The following is a 13,234-nucleotide window of genomic DNA, read 5'->3' as shown; positions in this document are numbered from 1 at the left end:
CAGGCTATGCCGCTTTGACCCCGCGCGCAAATACGAAAAAGGGGCACCTCCCAGCCGGGAGGCGCCCCTGTTCGCGGGGAAGACCTTGAGCGGTCAGCCCTCGCGGCGGCGCACGCCGTCCGCCTCGGCGACAATCGCGCTGCGATCCTGCTCGACCAGTTCGAGCATCGCAGTGCGGAAGGTGTCGCGGCGCGCGGCCACCAGCGCATCGATCGCCTTGGTCTGGGTTTCGCACCAGCCCGGCTTTGTCCCGCGGGCGACATCGTCGCGCGACAGGGTGCGGCGGGTCTGGAGCGCCTGACCGAGCTTGGCGGTCCGCTCGACATTGAGCGTCGCTCTCCATTCGCACGCCAGCGTGCTGGGACGCCCGGCAACGCCTGCGGCCCCCACCTGACGGGTCTCGATGGTGACTGCGCCGCTATAGTCGGCAGCGATGGTCCCGGCGGGGTGTTCGATCACGACTTCATGCTCGAGTGCAAGTGCGGGTGCAGCGAGGCTAGACGCCAGCGCCGCCCCGATAAGGGCACGTTTCACCATGATTGCTTCTCTCCTGCATAGACGCGAACCTTTTGGCCGTCGTCACAGGAGAATATAGCAGGCCGGAAGAACCGGACCAATCACCCTCAATTGCAATTTCTGCAATATCGCATGAGCCCCCTCAATCTGCCGAATCACGAAGATTTGCAGGCAGGCCCGAGGGGGACCGGGTTCAGTAGCCCATCAGGCTCATCACTTCCTTGCGGCTGCGATCATCATCCATGAAGCAGCCGAGGATGCGGCTGGTGACCATTTCGACGCCGTGGGTCTTGACCCCGCGTCCGGTCATGCAGCCGTGCTGCGCCTCGATCACCACGGCCACGCCATGCGGTTCGAGATGGTCCCAGATGCACTGCGCCACCTCGGCGGTGAGACGCTCCTGGATCTGCAAGCGGTGCGCAAAGCCGTGGAGCACGCGGGCGAGCTTGGAAATGCCCACCACCTTGTTCTTCGGCAGATAGGCGATCGCGGCCTTGCCGGTGATCGGTGCCATGTGGTGTTCGCAATGCGACTGGAAGGGAATGTCCTTGAGGATCACGATCTCGTCATAGCCGCCCACTTCGGTGAACTGCCGGCTGAGATGGATCGACGGATCTTCCTTGTAACCCTCGCAATATTCGAGCCACGCGCGGGCCACGCGCTTGGGGGTGTCGAGCAGGCCTTCGCGCTCGGGATCATCACCCGCCCATTCGATCAGGGTGCGGATCGCCTGCTGCACGTGGGGCGGCACATCCGGCTTGCCCAGCGGGTTGTCCGGATCGAAATCGTCATCATGCGCGCAGGCGTAATTCATTGTCTCGTCTTTCTTCGCAATCTGTAAGGAGCGCAGCCGCGCCCTTCCCCCCTGTCGAGCGCTCAACCGCCAAGCCCGCCGCGTGTTCCGCACGAATGCGCATCGCTTGCGGCCATTGCGACTTTGGCGGCCTTGCCCCTAATACGATATGTAAGGCGCGATTGACGCAATTCACCCCCGCAGCTGTCAAAAAGCGAGCCGAATAAGGAGCCCCGCGTGCACGAGCCCAGCGTCGCAGAATTCGAGGCTCTCGCGCGCGACGTGCTGGCGCGCCTGCCCGAGCCGTTCCGCGCACATCTGGACGATGTCGTGCTGCGCATCGCCGAATTCGCCACCGACGAGCAGCTGGACGGGGTCGACATGGACGATCCCTGGGAGCTCACCGGACTTTATGAAGGCATTGCCCTCACCGAACAATCGCAATGGGATCACGAACGTCTGCCGCCGATGATCAGCCTGTTCCGCCAGCCGCTGCTGGCCGAGATGGAGGAGACCGGAGTCGGCTTTGCCGAACTGGTGCGCCATGTCGTCATTCACGAGGCCGGGCACCATTTCGGCCTGTCCGATGAGGACATGGACGCGCTCGAAGCGAGCGTCGCGGATTAACGCGGCGCGCCCGTCACCCGCCGATAGAAGGCCCAGTTGCTCTCACCCATCGCGGCAAACAGGGCGAGGACATCATGTCCGACGCCGGGAACCTCGACATATTCATGCGCAATGCCCTGTTGCCCGAGGTGCTGGTGAAAGCGCTGGTTGTCGCCCGCGGTAAAGTCGGCGGTGCCGATCACAAGCCGCATCGGGCCCGGCGCGGTATCCTGCCGCGCCCGCAACGCCGACAGCTCCCACGCGCTTTCGGCCCGGAAGCGTGCGAGGCTTCCGCCATGGACCTCGTCCAGCACACGGCGGCGCAGCGCGGGATTGCCGCGCGCTCTCGGACCGTTGAAGTCGGGGTCGAGCGGGCCTGCCGCGATCATCGAGATCGTTCCGAACAGGCCCGGATGCCTGAACCCGATGCGGGCAGCACCGAGGCCGCCCATGCTGAACCCTTCGAGGATGCGTCCCTCGGCGGTGGCGATGGTCCGGTAGGCACGATCCACCTGCGGCACAATTTCGCTGACGAGGATCGTCTCGACCGGTCGCCGGCCATCTGCCGAATCGGTCCACATTCCAGTCGCAAGGCCGTTCGGGAACACCACGATCATCGGCGCAATCTTGCCGGCGGCGATCGCCGCATCGAAATGGGCGGTCACAGAAGCAATGCCGCGTACGCCGCCGCCGGTTCCGTGAAGCCAGTAGAGCACCGGAAAGCGCCGGTCGGTTTCGCGATCATACTGGGGCGGCGTGTAGACATGGAAACTCACCCGCGCCGCCGCCGCCGCACTTTCATAGGTCACATAGGCGAGACCGGGCCGGGTGATGCGCGGCGTTGTCCATTGCGCATCCTCCGCCCCTTCCGCTTGCGCGGCCGCCGCAGAGTCTTGCGCCCGGGCGGTGGCGGCGCTGGCCTGCGCCATGCCGGCCGCAATCAGGCCCGCGAGGAGAATGCGTGCCAGGCGGCGGGGGAGAGACGTTTCCATGGGCGCAATCCTAGCGCCGGCCCGGGCCAAGGCCAACGGCGCAAGCGCAGGGGCGCATCCGAAAGGATCACTCCGCCGCTACGCGGCTCCGTTATCTGCGCGCCTGCGGCGCTCCGATTCCGAAAGTTCGCTTCCCTTCATGATCCGCCAACAAAAAAGCCGGCCCCGACAGGACCGGCTGTTTTGTTGGCGCACCCGAAAGGATTCGAACCTCTGACCCCCAGATTCGTAGTCTGGTGCTCTATCCAGCTGAGCTACGGGTGCGCGCTAGGGGGCGGCCTTTAGGGGGGTCATTCAGGCTTGGCAAGGGGGTTCGGCGCGAATTCGCGATTTTGGAACAACTGCCCGGCGAGCACCGCATCGAGCGGCGGTTTGGCGAGCGAGGCTATCTGATCCGGCGTGAACCATGCGGTCGCCCCGCCCTCCAGCGCCGCCGGCTCGCCCTGCCATGCGATCAGCCTGTAAAGCAGAATGACAATCGCCGGCCCTGCCTCGCCGGATGTTGTTTCGGCAAATCCGACAGGCCTCAAATCGTCCGGATCGCAGATGATACCCAGCTCCTCCAGCAGCTCGCGGGCAAGAGCTTCTGTCAATTTTTCAGCAGGTTCGACCTTTCCTCCGGGAAACTCCCAGAGCCCCGCATGGTGCTTACCCGGCGGGCGGCAATGCATCAGCCAGTATCCGTCACCCCGCTCCAGCGCAGCGGCAACCACCAGCATGCGCTGATCGGGTGCGTCGGATTTTTTTCCAATCATCGTACGACCATCAACTCTTTCTTAACCCGTACCTACGATTTCGAGAGCATCAGGACGCAGGAAAGCGGATCAACCCAAGATGCTGACGAACCTTCTCAGGACCATCAAGGCCGACACGTCAGGTTCTTCCGCTGTCGAATACGGCCTGATTGTGAGCCTCATCATTGTGGCCATACTCGTGGGGATGCAAGAAGTTGCAACCGAAACCATCGCGATGTGGCGCGTTGTCGAGACAAGCACACTGGGCGCCATGGGGGGCTGAACTTCGAAAATAGTATTCGATGTTAGGAATTCCTCAATAGCACGCAGTTAAACACAACTACACCGGGCCGGGCCAAGCGGAACGGTATGGGTACCGAAGGCCGAAACCAGGAGACTAGACATGACCACCATCAAGAACCTTTTCCGTGACGAAGCTGGCGCGACCGCTATCGAATATGGCCTGATCGCCGCTCTCATCGCCGTTGCCGCCATCGTCGGCATGCAGGCTCTGGGCACCAGCCTCAACACCACCTTCGGCGGCGTGTCGACCACGCTGAACACCGCCAACGCGTAATCGCGGGCGTTCGCCAAAACACGAAGCGGCGGAGGGCAACCTCCGCCGCTTTTTGTTTGTGTGCTTGAGAATACAGATCTCCCGCCCACGAACCCGCTCAAATCAACGCGATTACCACCGAGCAGAAAGAGCAACGCCTGTTAACCTTTTGCAAGGGGTTGCCGGATATTCTGACAGTGCTGGGCCGCTAGGACAGGAACGGCATTGGTACCGAAGACCGAAACCAGGAGACTAGACATGACCACCATCAAGAACCTTTTCCGTGACGAAGCTGGCGCGACCGCCATCGAATATGGCCTGATCGCCGCCCTCATCGCCGTTGCCGCCATCGTCGGCATGCAGGCTCTGGGCACCAGCCTCAACACCACTTTCGGCGGCGTGTCGACCACGCTGAACACCGCCAACGCGTAATCGCGGGCGTTCGCCAAAACACGAAGCGGCGGAGGGCAACCTCCGCCGCTTTTTGTTTGTGGGCGGTTCGCGCCAGCGAACCCGCGCAAATCTAACGCGCTCTAACCACCAGCTTGACCTTCTGCCCGGGCGTCAGGGTCGCGGTGTTGCCCAGCGCATTCAGAACGCGGAAGCGCGCTTCCTGTTCGTTGGGATAGGCCATCCGGCGCGCAAGGCTGGCGATGGTGTCGCCGCGCGCCACGGTCACCACCTGCAACTTCTTGGGCACCACGGCCCCGGCTTCCGCCGCCGAGATCCGGCGCATCGACTGGAACATCGGGTTGAAGGTCGCCGTGCTCCCGGCCGGTGCGATCGCGACGAAGTGGTAAGCCCGGTCGCGCGCGAATTCATAGGCGTAGACGACCACGTCCACCTGTCCCTGACCATTGCTGACCCGCGCCACGCCATAGGCCGCCGGAAGCCCGTTCACTGCGGTGCGCTCGAGCTGCTGCGGTGCGAGATTGCCGCGCTCGCCGCCCAGCGCGGTGAAGGCAGCGCGCACATAGGTGTCGAGATTGCCATTATAGGGTGCCAGCGTCATCTGCGCCTGCCCGCCCTGCCCCTGGATCGCCACCGCCCGCGTGCCGTTGACCATGTAGAAGCCCTGGGGCGCGGTGAAGGCGAGGCGCAGTTCGGGGTGGATGAAGCTGCTGCCTTCGATCATCCCTTGCGCCGGATCGTCGCCGTAAAGCAGCCCGTCGATCCGCGCGAGGAAGGTGTCGCGGTTGGTGATCCCGCCGCTTGCCCCTGCCCCGCCAGCCTTGGCCAGCGCGCCCTGCACCCGGCTCGCCGGATCGGGGTGGGTCGAGGCCCATTCGGGCACGCTGGCATTGCGTCCTGCCAGCCGCGCCTCCAGCGCGTTCTGCGCGGCAAGGCTCGCCAGCACCGTGCTCATCGCGCGGCGATCATAACCGGCGCGGGCGAGATACTGGATGCCGAGATTATCAGCCTCCAGCTCCTGCTTGCGCGAGAACCGCAGGGTCAAGAGCTGCGAGCCTTCGAGAAACCCGCGCGACAGGGTGCTGCCGATCCCCGAATCGCCCAAGAGGATCGAGGAGCCGATCGCGCCGAGCACACCGAGGATCGAATTGCGCTGCGCCGCCTTTTGCCGCCGCTGCGAATGGCGTGCGGCGACATGGCCGACCTCGTGGCCCATCACCGCGGCCAGCTCCGCCTCGTTGTTCATCAGCGTCACCAGCTGGCGGGTGGTGTAGATATAGCCGCCCGGCACCGCGAAGGCATTGTGGACCGATGAATTGAGCAGGCTGACCGTAAAGCTCTCGCGCGCATTGCCGAGGCCCGATTGCACCGCGATATTCTTGCTCACCTGCTCCACGTAAGCGGCCTGCGGCCCGCTCATCGCGCCGCCGAATTCGGCGAGGAACTGCGGGTGATATTCTGCGCCCATCCGGGCTTCCTGCGGCGTGATCGGGGCAGAGGACGCGGGGATCTGCGCCGTGGCCACGCCGACGCTGCTGGCCAGTGCCAGCGCGGCAACGCCGACCGCGAGGGTCTTGCGCGTGATTCTATGTGCCATGGCCTTGTCTCCCGCTGTTCTGTCCGGCCCCCAGACTATCGGGAAAGCCGCCCGCGACAAGGGCTTGCCTGAGCGAAGCTTAACCGCCGATGGCGAGGAACCGCTCTTCGCGCTGGGCGATGATCTCGGCGCGGGTCTTGGTGGAGAGCCCGTCAAGCTCCTCGGCCAGAGCCTGCCCCAGCAGGCGCGAGGCCGTCACCGGATCGCGCTGCGCCCCGCCGACCGGCTCCTTGACGATCCGGTCGATCACATTGTCGCGCTTCAGATGCTGCGCGGTGACCTTCATCGCCTGCGCGGCGTCAGCAGCCTTGTCCGAAGTGCGCCACAGGATCGAGGCGCAGCCTTCGGGCGAGATTACCGAATAGACCGCGTGCTCCATCATCAGCACCCGGTTGGCCGAGGCGAGCGCCACCGCGCCGCCCGATCCGCCCTCGCCCACGATCACCGCAACCATCGGCACGCCCAGCGCCAGACAGGCTTCGGTCGACCGGGCAATGGCTTCGGCCTGGCCGCGCTCTTCCGCCTCGATCCCCGGAAAAGCGCCCGAGGTGTCGACCAGCGTCACCACAGGCAGGCCGAATCGGTCCGCCAGTTCCATCAGGCGGATCGCCTTGCGATAGCCTTCGGGTTTGCCCATGCCGAAATTGTGCGCAATCCGCGTCTTGGTGTCGTGGCCCTTCTCGTGCCCGATCAGCATGACCTTGCGTCCGCCCAGCGTCGCAAAGCCGCCCATGATCGCAAGGTCATCGGCATAGAGCCGGTCCCCGCCCAGCGGCATGAAGTCGCTGAAGGCATTGGCAACATAGTCGCGGAAATGCGGGCGCTGCGGATGCCGAGCGACCTGCGTCTTCTGCCACGGGGTGAGCGAGGCATAGGTGCTGGCGAGCAGCTCGGTGCTTTTGGCTTCGAGCCGGGCAATCTCGGCCGCGACATCCACATCGTGCAGCGCATTGACGCTTCGAAGCTGGGTGATGCGCTCTTCCAGCGCTGCCACCGGCTTCTCGAAATCGAGATAGGAAATCATGGCAAGGCGCTAGTCCGATGTGGCGCGGGTTGCAAGCGGGTGACGGGCATTGACCAACGCCACCAGCCGCGCGGCATCGACATGGGTATATATCTGGGTGGTGGAAATGTCGGCATGGCCGAGCAGGGTCTGCAGCACGCGCAGGTCCGCCCCGCCTTCCAGCAGATGGGTGGCAAAGGCATGGCGCAAAACGTGCGGGCTGATCGCGGCGGGATCGAGCCCGGCCCGGCCTGCGAGGTCCTTGAGGAGCTGGAACAACCGCACCCGTGACAACGGCTTGCCCCCGCGCGAGGGGAACAGGAAGCGCGAAGGCGGATCGGCCGGGCGCAGCACGGTCCAGCGCGCCAGCGCCGCCAGCGCCCGCCCGCCGACCGGCACCAGCCGCGTGGTCCCGCCCTTGCCCGTCACCGTGATGAAAGGCGCATCGCGCGGCACAGCGGAGAGCGGCAGGGTGACAAGTTCGGAGGCGCGCAGGCCCGAGCCATAGAGCAGCTCGATCAGCGCCAGCATCCTGACGGCAGCGGGATCATCGCTTCTCGCCTCCTCCTCGGCACGGGCGAAGAGCGCGGCGATCGCATCGTGGCCCATAACCTTGGGCAGCGGACGGCGGGTGCGTGGGCGGGGGAGCGCGCCCGAGGGATCATCGCCGCGCCAGCCCTCGTCGATGGCGAAGGCGAAGAACTGCCTGAGGGCCGAGGTCTTGCGCGCGACACTGGCAGGCGCGAGGCTCGCCCATTCGCCTGCAAGCGTGGCAACGGCATCGCGCGGCGCAGCGGCCAGATCGCCGATCGCTTCCTCGGCCTGTGCAAGATCGCGGGCATAGGCCGCGAGCGTGTTGGCGGCTGCTCCGCGCTCGGCAGCGAGCATCGCGAGAAACGCCTGCGTTGCCGCGGACATTATCCGCGCGCCACCGCCTCGGCGGCGATCATCCGGGCTTCGGCATTGAGGCCCACGCGGTTGAGGGCCGAGACGATGTGATAGAGGTGGAGCGGGGTCATCTGCTCCCAGCTCGTCCCCTGCATCCCGAGCCCTGCGAGCAAGGCCACCAGCACCGGATTATTGACCTCGCCCGCTCGCGCAATGGTGCGGGTCCAGCGGGTCTGGCGCGCCAGATCGAAGCCGGTGTCGTCCGCCAGCGCGGCCGCATCGCCTTCGGAGAGCTTGCCGAGCCCCGCGAGGCCCGCCACGAGGAAGGCCGATTTGCGGCTACCCGCGCTGTCATCATCGCTGATGAAGGTCTCGACATCGCCCTGCGACACCTCGCCCGCTGCGCCATCAGCCAGTGCGATCAGCGCCCAGGCGAGCGAGCCGTCCTCGACCACATCGCGCCACGCCAGCGCATCGCGATCCAGCCCGGCGGTAAGCATCGCCGCGATCAGCCCGCCAGCACTGTCCGCAAGCGCCGCATCGGCCGGAATGCGCGCGGCGGCATAGGCGGTGAGCACCCTTGCCCCGTAGCCGTCCCCGCCGCCAATGGCATTGCCCGCATCCCACAATCGCTGCATCGCCGCGATCCGGTCCGCCGGGTCTTCGGCGAGATAGGCTTCGCGCAAGGCCGCGGCATGGGTCTGCGTCTCGCCCTCGGCCGCAGGATCGGCATAGACCGCGGAATAGAGATCGATCAGCGCCTGCGAGGACATGATCCCCTCGCGCGCGGCCCTTCCGGCAAAGCCGGCGCGGGTGCCGGCAGGCAGCATCGGCAGCAGGGCCCCTGCACGGGCGAAATAGGCCCCGCCGCGGGCTTTCAGCGCGCCATCGAGCAGCTCTTCGGGCACCGGCTCGCCGAGGGCAGTTGCAAGGCTGAAGCGCAAGGGACTGAGATCATCGACCCCCTGCCATTCGATATTCACCGCCCGCTGCCCGCGCCCTGCCGCTCCGGCAAAGCGCCGCGCCAGCAACACATCGACCCGCGGTGCCACCCCGCGGAACAGCGCGCGGTCCAGCTGGGTCGCGGCCAGCGCGGTCTCTCCCCCGAAGGCGTTGCAGATCGCCTGCATCAGCTGCCATTCGCCATCCTCGCGGGTGGAACCCTGCAGGCGCACCGCCGGGCAGGCGCCGGTGACATCGCCGGTCGCCAGATAGGCTTTCAGCGCAGCATCGGTGAGCGCGGGCGACCAGCTCGCCGTGTCGATATCCTGCGCCACCGCGCGGGCGACGGCATATTCGCCGATCCGGTCAAGCAGACCGACGCGCAAGGCGGCAAAGTCTATAGGGTCCATGCCGAGCGGCGCGGCCATGCGGCTCGCCAGCGTGCGGCGCAGCAGGATATGCCCCCAGCGCGACACCAGCGGACCCTTGTTGCCCGCGAGCACCGCCCGCACCAGCGCTTCGGGCTGGTTGGCGAGCGCACGCGGCGGCAGACCGCCCTCCTCCACCGCCAGCACGCCCACGCGGGTCAGCGCCCGGCGCGCGCCCGAGGGCATGTCCGAACGCGGCTTCAGCCCGAGCAGCTGGTCAAGTTCCTCGGTCGACATGTTTTCGAGCTGTTCGAGCGTCGGCAGGCGCGCGAGTTCGTCGCGGGTGATCGATGGCAGCGGCGGCGCATCGACCGGCATGGCCGGCCCCGTGCCGGGGAAGACAGTGCCCGGCCCTGCCACGCCCGGTTGCGTGCCGGTGGAGGGGCGGGTCACAGTCGGCTGCGAAGGGCCCTGTGCAGGGCGCTGCGCAGGCGCGGGCGCAGGACGCGGCGCGGGGGCGGGATCGTCAAATCCCGGGGGGAGGATCGATTCGGGCTTGCCCTGCGCGCTCGCCATGCCGGCAAGACCCGCCCCGGCGATCGCACCGCCAATGCCCAGAGCGAGGACAGAGGCAGCAAGGGCAAACTTAGCGCGGCTCCCCGAACGGCTCATCGCGCGGCTCCGGGAAGTTCGATCTCCTGCGCAATCGGATGGAGCGGCTCTTCCCCGCCATCCATCCACGCGAGCGCCACCAGCGCCAGCAGCACCAGCACACCCGCCACCACCCGCCCACGCGGCACGCGCATCCTCTGCGCCGGTTCGCGCGAGAGAATCTGCCGGGCGGGCACGGGGCGGGCAAGGTTTGGCATATTGCACGCGCCCTAGCCCATCTATAGGCCGTGCGGCAATGTCCGCTGCATCGCTCTCACCCGATCACCAGCCTGCCGATCTGGCAGGGCTGGCTCAGCGCATCACCCGTCCGGTGGTGCTGGTGGGGCTGATGGGGGTCGGCAAGTCCACCGTCGGCCGCAAGCTGGCCGGGCTGCTGAAGCGCGATTTCGTCGATGCCGACGAGGCGATCGTCGAGGCTGCACAGCTCTCCATCGCGGAAATCTTCGCCCAGTTCGGCGAGCCCTATTTCCGCGACGGCGAGCGGCGCGTGATTGCCCGCCTGATCGAGGAAGGCCACGGCGTGATCGCCACCGGCGGAGGCGCTTTCGTCGATCCGGCGACCCGCGCGCTGATCCTCGAACGTGGCATCGCGGTGTGGATCGACGCCGATATCGATACGCTGGTGGAGCGCACCGCGCGGCGCAACACGCGGCCCTTGCTCAGGAACGGCGACCCCCGCGAAATCCTCACCCGCCTCGCCGCCGAGCGCGCGCCCTTCTATGCCGAGGCCCCCATCCGCGTGCGCAGCGATAACGGCCCCCACGCCGATACCGCCCGCGCTATCCTCGAGGCGATTGATCAATGGCTGTAATTCCCGTCGCGCTGGCCGGGCGCCCCTATGAGGTGGTGATCGCAGAAGGCCTGCTGGCGCGCTTTGCCGAGGCCGCTGCGCCCTTCCTCAAAGGCTATGCCGGGGGCGCGCGCAAGGTGCCGGTGGTGGCCGATACCAACACCCACCGCCTCTATCACGCCGCGCTGGAGGCGAGCCTTGCCGCGGGCGGATACGGCGCCGAATGGTTCGTGGTGGAGCCGGGCGAGGATGCCAAGACGTGGCCCGTGCTCGAACGCCTGACCGACAGGCTGCTTGCCCTTGGCGTCACCCGCAAGGATCACGTGATTGCGCTGGGCGGCGGGGTGGTGGGCGATCTCGTCGGCTTCGCCTGCGCCATCACCAAGCGCGGAGTGGGTTTCGTGCAGGTGCCGACCACGCTGCTCGCGCAGGTGGACTCCTCGGTCGGCGGCAAGACCGCGATCAACACGCGCGCAGGCAAGAACCTGATCGGCGCCTTCCACCAGCCCTCTCTGGTGCTGATCGACCCGCTGGTGCTCGCCACCCTGCCGGACCGCGAAATGCGCGCCGGCTATGCCGAGGTGCTGAAGTACGGCCTGCTCGGCGATGCGGTGTTTTTCGCGTGGCTGGAAGCCAATGGAAACAAGGTACTGGCGCGCGAACCTCAGGCGCTCGAACACGCGATTGCCACCAGCATCGCGATGAAGGCGCGGATCGTTGCCGAGGACGAGCGCGAGACGCTCTACCTGCGCGCCCTGCTCAATCTCGGCCACACCTTCGGCCATGCGCTGGAAGCGGAGACGGGCTTTTCCGACCGCCTGCTCCACGGCGAGGCGGTCGCGCTCGGCATGGTGCTGGCGGCGAAATATTCGGCGCGGCGCGGAGAGATTTCGGCAGAGGATGCCGCGCGCGCGGGCGGCGCGATTGCTGCGGCGGGCCTGCCTGCAAGTCTCGCGCCCCTCGGCCTCACCTGCGACGGCGCGGCGCTGGTCGATCACATGCGTCACGACAAGAAGGCCGAAGGCACCACCCTGCCCTTCCTGCTGCTGCGCGCTCTGGGCGAGGCCTATGTCGCGCGCGACGTTGATCTCGCCGACATTGCCGCGTTCCTCGACGCGGAGCTTGCCGCATGACCCGCTTCGTCGATCTCTCGATCCCGATCACCAACGCCGTCATCTCCGATCCCGAGGTGATGCGCCCCAAGGTGACCTATATGACCCACGAGAGCACGTGGGAGCAGATCGCGATGTTCTTCCCCGGCCTCACCCGCGAGGACCTGCCCGATGGCGAAGGCTGGGCGGTAGAATTCGTCGAACTTTCAACGCATAACGGCACCCACATGGACGCGCCGTGGCACTTCCATTCGACCACGGACTCAGGCGCCTCTCCCGCCCCCAGCATCGACGAGGCCCCGCTCGACCGCTTCTTCCGTCCGGGCGTGAAGCTCGATTTCTCGCACCTCCCCCACGGCCATGTGGTGAGCGCGGCCGAGGTCGAGGCGGAGCTCGCGCGGATCGGATATGACCTCCAGCCGCTCGACATCGTGCTGGTGCAATCGGGCGCGATCTACGGCACCGACAATTTCACCGATCAGGGCGTAGGCCTCGGCGCGGAGGCGACCTTGTGGCTCACCGAAAACGGCGTCGAGGTGGTCGGCACTGACGCCTGGAGCTGGGACGCGCCTTTCAGCCATACCGCCAAGCGCTGGGCCGAAACCCGCGACCCCTCGATCATCTGGGAAGGCCACAAGGCCGGGCGCATCCGGCCCTATTACCAGATTGAAAAGCTTGCCAATCTCGCCGCACTGCCGCCCCACGGCTTCATGGTGAGCTGCTTTCCGGTGAAGATCGAAAGGGCCAGCGCAGGCTGGATCCGCGCGGTGGCGATGATCGACGAATGACGATGCGGATCGAGGTCGCAGATCTGGAGGACCCCGAGGTGCAGGCGCTGATCGCCTACCACCAGCGCGCGATGCTGGAAGGCTCGCCCCCGGGCCTCAGCTTCGCGCTCGACCTTTCAGGACTTCAGGCCGAGGGCGTGTGCGTGTGGGCTGCCTACGTCGAAGGCCGTGTCGCGGCCATCGGCGCGCTCAAAAGGCTGGACGATAAATCCTGCGAAATCAAATCGATGCGGACGCATCCTGAGTATTTGCGACAAGGCATTGCCGCCGCTCTGCTCGAAACCATCATCACCCAAGCGCGGCTTGCGGGCTTCAAAACGATCAGCCTTGAAACCGGCACCGGCCCCGCCTTCGAACCGGCGCTCGCGCTCTACCGGCGGCGCGGTTTCGTGAACGGCGCAGCTTTCGCCGACTACACTCTCACCGACTTCAACCAGTGCCTCCATCTGGCACTGGATTGAGGAGG

General features: G+C 66.4%; 17 protein-coding genes and 1 tRNA gene. 8 read left to right on the top strand and 10 right to left on the bottom strand.

Going from position 1 to position 13,234, the window contains the following annotated elements; translation table 11 throughout:
* Window positions 1-93 precede the first annotated feature (93 nt).
* Together RSE14_RS01045 and folE are read right to left on the bottom strand one after the other, a co-directional pair.
* Window positions 94-537 (bottom strand): hypothetical protein, encoded by a 444-nt coding sequence (locus RSE14_RS01045; protein ID WP_324075357.1) that lies wholly within the window; start codon window positions 535-537, stop codon window positions 94-96.
* Between the two features lie 172 nt (window positions 538-709).
* Window positions 710-1,330: a GTP cyclohydrolase I FolE gene (folE, locus tag RSE14_RS01040; protein WP_324075355.1), complete on the bottom strand. Its 621-nt coding sequence runs from the start codon at window positions 1,328-1,330 to the stop codon at window positions 710-712.
* A 216-nt stretch (window positions 1,331-1,546) separates the two neighbouring features.
* Between folE and RSE14_RS01035 the strand changes: the two genes are divergently transcribed.
* Window positions 1,547-1,936 (top strand): metallopeptidase family protein, encoded by a 390-nt coding sequence (locus tag RSE14_RS01035; RefSeq protein ID WP_324075353.1) that lies wholly within the window; start codon window positions 1,547-1,549, stop codon window positions 1,934-1,936.
* Here RSE14_RS01035 and RSE14_RS01030 read toward each other — a convergent pair.
* From RSE14_RS01030 to RSE14_RS01020, 3 genes are all read right to left on the bottom strand, one after another.
* Window positions 1,933-2,907: an alpha/beta hydrolase gene (locus tag RSE14_RS01030; RefSeq protein ID WP_324075351.1), complete on the bottom strand. Its 975-nt coding sequence runs from the start codon at window positions 2,905-2,907 to the stop codon at window positions 1,933-1,935. The two genes, RSE14_RS01035 and RSE14_RS01030, sit on opposite strands and share 4 nt — an antisense overlap.
* Before the next feature lie 187 nt (window positions 2,908-3,094).
* Window positions 3,095-3,171: transfer RNA gene (locus RSE14_RS01025), tRNA-Arg, on the bottom strand.
* Between the two features lie 26 nt (window positions 3,172-3,197).
* Window positions 3,198-3,662: a (deoxy)nucleoside triphosphate pyrophosphohydrolase gene (locus tag RSE14_RS01020; RefSeq protein WP_324075348.1), complete on the bottom strand. Its 465-nt coding sequence runs from the start codon at window positions 3,660-3,662 to the stop codon at window positions 3,198-3,200.
* Between the two features lie 79 nt (window positions 3,663-3,741).
* Between RSE14_RS01020 and RSE14_RS01015 the strand changes: the two genes are divergently transcribed.
* The 3 genes from RSE14_RS01015 (at window position 3,742) to RSE14_RS01005 (ending at window position 4,629) form a co-directional block, all read left to right on the top strand.
* Window positions 3,742-3,924: a Flp family type IVb pilin gene (locus RSE14_RS01015; RefSeq protein ID WP_324075346.1), complete on the top strand. Its 183-nt coding sequence runs from the start codon at window positions 3,742-3,744 to the stop codon at window positions 3,922-3,924.
* A gap of 120 nt (window positions 3,925-4,044) precedes the next feature.
* Entirely contained in the window at window positions 4,045-4,218 is a 174-nt protein-coding gene (locus tag RSE14_RS01010; protein ID WP_324075344.1) for a Flp family type IVb pilin, read from the top strand.
* A 237-nt stretch (window positions 4,219-4,455) separates the two neighbouring features.
* Window positions 4,456-4,629 carry a Flp family type IVb pilin gene (locus tag RSE14_RS01005; RefSeq protein ID WP_324075344.1) on the top strand — a complete coding sequence of 58 codons (174 nt, stop codon included), beginning with the start codon at window positions 4,456-4,458 and terminating at the stop codon, window positions 4,627-4,629.
* 91 nt (window positions 4,630-4,720) lie between these two features.
* Here the strand turns inward: RSE14_RS01005 and RSE14_RS01000 are convergent, their stop codons facing one another.
* From RSE14_RS01000 to RSE14_RS00980, 5 genes are all read right to left on the bottom strand, one after another.
* On the bottom strand, window positions 4,721-6,205 hold the full coding sequence (locus RSE14_RS01000; RefSeq protein WP_324075342.1) for a M48 family metalloprotease: 1,485 nt from the start codon (window positions 6,203-6,205) through the stop codon (window positions 4,721-4,723).
* Window positions 6,206-6,284: 79 nt separating this feature from the next.
* Window positions 6,285-7,229 carry an acetyl-CoA carboxylase carboxyltransferase subunit alpha gene (locus RSE14_RS00995; protein ID WP_324075340.1) on the bottom strand — a complete coding sequence of 315 codons (945 nt, stop codon included), beginning with the start codon at window positions 7,227-7,229 and terminating at the stop codon, window positions 6,285-6,287.
* Between the two features lie 9 nt (window positions 7,230-7,238).
* Window positions 7,239-8,126, bottom strand: a complete 888-nt coding sequence (locus RSE14_RS00990; RefSeq protein ID WP_324075338.1) for a tyrosine recombinase — start codon at window positions 8,124-8,126, stop codon at window positions 7,239-7,241.
* Window positions 8,126-10,078 carry a hypothetical protein gene (locus RSE14_RS00985; RefSeq protein ID WP_324075336.1) on the bottom strand — a complete coding sequence of 651 codons (1,953 nt, stop codon included), beginning with the start codon at window positions 10,076-10,078 and terminating at the stop codon, window positions 8,126-8,128. Before RSE14_RS00985 ends, RSE14_RS00990 begins: the two co-directional genes overlap by 1 nt.
* Window positions 10,075-10,275 carry a hypothetical protein gene (locus tag RSE14_RS00980; protein ID WP_324075334.1) on the bottom strand — a complete coding sequence of 67 codons (201 nt, stop codon included), beginning with the start codon at window positions 10,273-10,275 and terminating at the stop codon, window positions 10,075-10,077. The genes RSE14_RS00985 and RSE14_RS00980 overlap by 4 nt, the downstream gene beginning before the upstream one ends.
* A 38-nt stretch (window positions 10,276-10,313) precedes the next feature.
* Between RSE14_RS00980 and RSE14_RS00975 the strand changes: the two genes are divergently transcribed.
* Genes RSE14_RS00975 through RSE14_RS00960 form a run of 4 tightly spaced genes read left to right on the top strand, consistent with a single transcriptional unit; the run spans window position 10,314 to window position 13,229 of the window.
* Window positions 10,314-10,889 (top strand): shikimate kinase, encoded by a 576-nt coding sequence (locus RSE14_RS00975; protein ID WP_324075332.1) that lies wholly within the window; start codon window positions 10,314-10,316, stop codon window positions 10,887-10,889.
* Complete coding sequence (gene aroB, locus RSE14_RS00970; RefSeq protein WP_324075330.1) at window positions 10,880-12,001, top strand: 3-dehydroquinate synthase; 1,122 nt, start codon at window positions 10,880-10,882, stop codon at window positions 11,999-12,001. The genes RSE14_RS00975 and aroB overlap by 10 nt, the downstream gene beginning before the upstream one ends.
* Window positions 11,998-12,768 (top strand): cyclase family protein, encoded by a 771-nt coding sequence (locus RSE14_RS00965; RefSeq protein ID WP_324075328.1) that lies wholly within the window; start codon window positions 11,998-12,000, stop codon window positions 12,766-12,768. The genes aroB and RSE14_RS00965 overlap by 4 nt, the downstream gene beginning before the upstream one ends.
* A complete protein-coding gene (locus RSE14_RS00960; protein ID WP_324075324.1) occupies window positions 12,765-13,229 on the top strand; it encodes a GNAT family N-acetyltransferase in 465 nt (154 codons plus the stop codon). Before RSE14_RS00965 ends, RSE14_RS00960 begins: the two co-directional genes overlap by 4 nt.
* Window positions 13,230-13,234 lie beyond the last annotated feature (5 nt).

This window comes from Erythrobacter sp. (assembly GCF_035194505.1).
Classification (GTDB): Bacteria; Pseudomonadota; Alphaproteobacteria; order Sphingomonadales; family Sphingomonadaceae; genus Erythrobacter.
Note: the sequence above shows the minus strand (reverse complement) of the source record. Positions and strands in the feature narration are given on the sequence as shown.

Bases quoted from the DNA above. Each gene is read 5' to 3' on its own strand.
- RSE14_RS01045 (WP_324075357.1), bottom strand. From the start codon at position 537: ATGGTGAAACGTGCCCTTATCGGGGCGGCGCTGGCGTCTAGCCTCGCT.
- folE (WP_324075355.1), bottom strand. From the start codon at position 1,330: ATGAATTACGCCTGCGCGCATGATGACGATTTCGATCCGGACAACCCG.
- RSE14_RS01030 (WP_324075351.1), bottom strand. From the start codon at position 2,907: ATGGAAACGTCTCTCCCCCGCCGCCTGGCACGCATTCTCCTCGCGGGC.
- RSE14_RS01020 (WP_324075348.1), bottom strand. From the start codon at position 3,662: ATGATTGGAAAAAAATCCGACGCACCCGATCAGCGCATGCTGGTGGTT.
- RSE14_RS01015 (WP_324075346.1), top strand. From the start codon at position 3,742: ATGCTGACGAACCTTCTCAGGACCATCAAGGCCGACACGTCAGGTTCT.
- RSE14_RS01010 (WP_324075344.1), top strand. From the start codon at position 4,045: ATGACCACCATCAAGAACCTTTTCCGTGACGAAGCTGGCGCGACCGCT.
- RSE14_RS01005 (WP_324075344.1), top strand. From the start codon at position 4,456: ATGACCACCATCAAGAACCTTTTCCGTGACGAAGCTGGCGCGACCGCC.
- RSE14_RS01000 (WP_324075342.1), bottom strand. From the start codon at position 6,205: ATGGCACATAGAATCACGCGCAAGACCCTCGCGGTCGGCGTTGCCGCG.
- RSE14_RS00995 (WP_324075340.1), bottom strand. From the start codon at position 7,229: ATGATTTCCTATCTCGATTTCGAGAAGCCGGTGGCAGCGCTGGAAGAG.
- RSE14_RS00990 (WP_324075338.1), bottom strand. From the start codon at position 8,126: ATGTCCGCGGCAACGCAGGCGTTTCTCGCGATGCTCGCTGCCGAGCGC.
- RSE14_RS00985 (WP_324075336.1), bottom strand. From the start codon at position 10,078: ATGAGCCGTTCGGGGAGCCGCGCTAAGTTTGCCCTTGCTGCCTCTGTC.
- RSE14_RS00980 (WP_324075334.1), bottom strand. From the start codon at position 10,275: ATGCCAAACCTTGCCCGCCCCGTGCCCGCCCGGCAGATTCTCTCGCGC.
- RSE14_RS00975 (WP_324075332.1), top strand. From the start codon at position 10,314: ATGTCCGCTGCATCGCTCTCACCCGATCACCAGCCTGCCGATCTGGCA.
- aroB (WP_324075330.1), top strand. From the start codon at position 10,880: ATGGCTGTAATTCCCGTCGCGCTGGCCGGGCGCCCCTATGAGGTGGTG.
- RSE14_RS00965 (WP_324075328.1), top strand. From the start codon at position 11,998: ATGACCCGCTTCGTCGATCTCTCGATCCCGATCACCAACGCCGTCATC.
- RSE14_RS00960 (WP_324075324.1), top strand. From the start codon at position 12,765: ATGACGATGCGGATCGAGGTCGCAGATCTGGAGGACCCCGAGGTGCAG.